The organism is Mesorhizobium sp. M1A.F.Ca.ET.072.01.1.1, assembly GCF_004023325.1.
In the GTDB taxonomy this organism is placed as follows: domain Bacteria; phylum Pseudomonadota; class Alphaproteobacteria; order Rhizobiales; family Rhizobiaceae; genus Mesorhizobium.
In genome coordinates this window covers 1-3,808 of the sequence record NZ_RZSF01000477.1, presented here as the reverse complement: position 1 = coordinate 3,808, position 3,808 = coordinate 1, and the positions used below count along the sequence as shown (strand labels likewise).

General features: G+C 64.2%; 4 protein-coding genes. All 4 read right to left on the bottom strand.

What is annotated here, in order from left to right; translation table 11 throughout:
* The coding region (locus tag EOA32_RS34585) for an ABC transporter permease subunit (protein ID WP_128374091.1) at positions 1 to 607 on the bottom strand (607 nt) is incomplete at its 3' end.
* A gap of 3 nt (positions 608 to 610) precedes the next feature.
* Positions 611 to 1,597 (bottom strand): phosphate ABC transporter permease subunit PstC, encoded by a 987-nt coding sequence (pstC, locus tag EOA32_RS34580; RefSeq protein ID WP_067002087.1) that lies wholly within the window; start codon positions 1,595 to 1,597, stop codon positions 611 to 613.
* Positions 1,598 to 1,661: 64 nt separating this feature from the next.
* Positions 1,662 to 2,720 carry a phosphate ABC transporter substrate-binding protein PstS gene (pstS, locus tag EOA32_RS34575; RefSeq protein WP_067002085.1) on the bottom strand — a complete coding sequence of 353 codons (1,059 nt, stop codon included), beginning with the start codon at positions 2,718 to 2,720 and terminating at the stop codon, positions 1,662 to 1,664.
* A 515-nt stretch (positions 2,721 to 3,235) separates the two neighbouring features.
* A partial coding sequence (locus tag EOA32_RS34570) for a response regulator (protein WP_145971456.1) occupies positions 3,236 to 3,808 on the bottom strand: 573 nt, incomplete at its 5' end.

Below are 3,808 nucleotides of genomic sequence, written 5' to 3'. Positions count from 1 at the left end.
GCAATATGCCGGTGACGATGCCGGACAGTGCGGCGCGATAGGCGACCGAGCGGATCACCACCCAGCGCGGCGCGCCGATGGCGGTGCCAGCCTCGCGCAGCGCGTTGGGCACAAGGTTCAGCATGTCCTCGGTGGTGCGCACGACAACGGGGATCACCAGGATCGACAGCGCTACCGCGCCGGCGATCGCCGAGAAATGACCCATCGGCCGCACCATCAGCTCGTAGACGAACAGGCCGACGATGATCGACGGCGCCGACAACAGGATGTCGTTGATGAAGCGCACCACCGTGGTGAGGCGCGAGAAGCGCCCGTACTCGGCCATATAGGTTCCGGCGAGCACGCCGATCGGCGTGCCGACGACGATGCCGATGACGGTCATCACGATGCTGCCGTAGATGGCGTTGAGCAGCCCGCCGGCGTCGCCGGGCGGCGGTGTCATTTGCGTGAACCCCGAAAGCGAGAGCCCCGAGAGTCCCTTATAGAGAAGGGCGCCGAGGATCAGCGCCAGCCAGACGAGGCCAATGCCCGCCGCTATGGTGCAGAGCGCCATCATCACGGCGTTCTTGCGCTTGCGGCTTCGGTGGAGCGATGCGGCTGTCGACATCGGTCAGGCTCCCGTGCGGCTATCGATGCGCAACAGCATGTAGCGTGCGAGCGCGAGGATGATGAAGGTGATGATGAACAGGATCAGTCCGAGCGCCACCAGTGAGGACGTGTAAAGCTCGCCGTCGGCTTCGGTGAATTCGTTGGCGATGGTCGCCGAGATCGTCGTGCCGGGCGCAAACAGCGAGGCGCTGATGCGGTGCGCGTTGCCGATGACGAAGGTGACGGCCATCGTCTCGCCGAGCGCGCGGCCAAGACCGAGCATGACGCCGCCCATGATGCCGACCCGCGTATAGGGGATGACCACACGCCGGGTCACTTCCCAGGTCGTGCAGCCGATGCCGTAGGCCGATTCCTTCAGCACCGCTGGCACCGTGTCGAACACGTCCTTGGTGATCGAGGTGATGAAGGGCAGCACCATGATGGCCAGGATCAGCGACGACGTCAGCAGGCCGATGCCGTAGGGCGGACCGGCAAACAGGCTGGCGAGACCCGGTATGCCGTGGAAAAGATTGATGATGAACGGCTGTACCGTCGTCTGCAGGAATGGCGCGAAGACGAACAGGCCCCAGATGCCGTAGATGATCGAGGGAATGCCGGCGAGCAGCTCGACCGCGATACCGATCGGGCGCCTGAGCGGGCGCGGGCAGAGCTCGGTCAGGAAGACGGCGATGCCGATGCCGATCGGCACGGCAATGAGGATGGCGATGGCCGAAGTGACGACGGTGCCGTAGATGGGCGCGAGCGCGCCGAAATTCTCGGTCACCGGATTCCAGGATTCAGTCGTCAGGAAGGAGAAGCCGAACTTCGACAGCGCCTCCCACGAGCCGGCGATCAGCGAGACCGCGACGCCGCCCAGAAGAACCAGCACGAGTATGGCGGAGAGACGCGTGACCGTTCGGAAGATCGTGTCGGTCAGGGCGAAGCGGCGCACCGTCGCTTCCCTGGTCCGTATGGCGGACGATGTCACGGCTTCGGAAACGGCTGTCATTTCGCCCCTCGCATTTCGAAAGAGACAGGAGGGCGCCAGCGGCGCCCTCCTTATTCCGTAGGAATTACATGCCGGAGTAGAGCGGCTTGCCGTTGCTGTCGACGATGTCCTTGCTCCACATTTCCTCGACGCTCTTCACGACCGCGTCGGGCATCGGAACATAGTCCAGCTCGGCGGCCATGTCGTCGCCCTTGGCGTAGGACCAGGCGAAGAACTTGAGTGCTTCGGTGGTGGCCGCCGCATCATCGGGCTTCTGGTAGACGAGGATCCAGGTCGCGGAGGTCATCGGCCAGCTTTCAGCACCAGCCTGGTTGGCCAGAATGACGCCGTAGCCAGGCTTGGAGCTCCAGTCGGCATTGGCTGCAGCGGCCGAGAACGCGGCAGCGGTCGGCTCTACCTTCTTGCCGTCCTTATTGATCAGGTCGGTATAGGTGAGCTTGTTCTGCTTGGCATAGGCATACTCGACATAGCCGATCGCGCCACCGGTCTGCGCGACGTTGTTGGCGACGCCTTCGTTGCCCTTGGCGCCGATGCCCACCGGCCACTCGAGCGCGGTATTGACGCCGACCTTCGACTTCCAGTCGGCGCTGACTTCGGCCAGATAGTAGCTGAAGTTGAACGTGGTGCCCGAGCCGTCCGAACGGTGGACGACCGCGATCGCCTGGTCGGGCAGCTTGACGTCGGGGTTGAGCTTCTTGATCGCCTCGTCGTTCCAGTTGGTGATCTTGCCGACGAAGATGTCGGCCAGCGTCGGGCCGTCGAGCACCAGTTCGCCCGGCTTGACACCTTCGAGGTTGACGACCGGAACGATGCCGCCCATCACCATCGGGAACTGCGCGAGCCCGGTCGACTTGAGATCCTCGCCCTTGAGCGGCGCGTCCGAGGCGCCGAAGGTCACGGTCTTGGCCTTGATCTGCTTGATGCCGCCGCCGGAGCCGATCGACTGATAGTTGAGACCGATGCCGGTCTCCTTTTTGTAGGCGTCGGCCCACTTGGCATAGATCGGATAGGGGAAGGTAGCGCCGGCACCGGAGATGTCGGCCGCCATAGCGGCGGAGAGGGAAAGCGTGGATGCCGCAGCCATTGCAATCGCAACGGCCGCCGAGCGGATGAAATGTCTCATGTGGCCTGCTCCTGTTCGGAATATGGTCTTTCGGCAACCCTTGTCTATCGGCGCCTGGTGAGCGCAATAGACTTCGATTATTACAGTCGCATGACAGTTTCGTGTCAGCCCGGTAACGCCTGAACAGGGATGCCTGGGGGGCCTGCGGCCGCCATTTGCGGACCGAGCCGAAGTTTGCCGCGGGAATCAGTAGCTTGTCCGACTTTTGAATCAAAATTATCCCGGCGGCCGGATCTCCGGCCGCCGGGAAATAAAATCCGGACGAGAGCGCGTTGCCTGTGCGCCAGAGCGGATCATGGCCTGGCCATCGCCGAAAACAGGTCCGTTGGGGTAGAGTCGACGCTGTTCCTTGCCGGCGGTCGCTGCTCCCGCCCGTAACCGAAGGGCGGAATCGACAGCAGCCATTGTCCTGACCTGGCCTTCGTTTTGTATGGTGCGATCACACCATATGTCTGCGTTGGACGCAGATGACGGGCCTCGTCGACGACGCCGTGAACGGCCGCGCAGAAAGGCTGTTATCCGGCGCTGCGGCGGACTTCCGCGTCCGACCCGAGCCATCTTTCGAGCTTCTCGAGCAGCGCCTTCGGGCTGATCGGCTTCGGCAGGTAATCGTCCATGCCGGCTTCCAGGCAGCGCTCGCGGTCGCCCTTCAACGCATGCGCGGTGACGCCGACGATCGGCACATGCGTGCCTATCTCGGCTTCGAGCCGGCGGATGGCCGCGGTCGCCTCCAGGCCGCTCATCTCGGGCATCGACACATCCATCAGGATCATGCGCGGGTTAAGCCTGCCGAAGGCGTCCAGCGCCTTGCGGCCGTTGCCGACGATTTCGAACTGGTATCCGGTCTCGCCCAGGATTTGCGTGAACACCATCTGGTTCACCTCGTTGTCCTCGGCGACGAGAATGTCGAGCCCGGCCTCCGCGCCGGCCAGGCGTGGACGGGCACGCGCCGGCGGCGGCTGCAGCAGGACGCGATCGGCCACCGTCGCCTGCGCCGTGGACGCCTGCGGCGCGCCGGCCCCGGTCTCGACGCCGCCGATCAACGGCGGGTGGATGGCCGCCGTGCTGTGGCGATGACGCTGGATGGT

Coding starts and splice junctions, on each gene's coding strand:
- pstS (WP_067002085.1), bottom strand. CDS start 2,720: ATGAGACATTTCATCCGCTCGGCGGCCGTTGCGATTGCAATGGCTGCG.
- pstC (WP_067002087.1), bottom strand. CDS start 1,597: ATGACAGCCGTTTCCGAAGCCGTGACATCGTCCGCCATACGGACCAGG.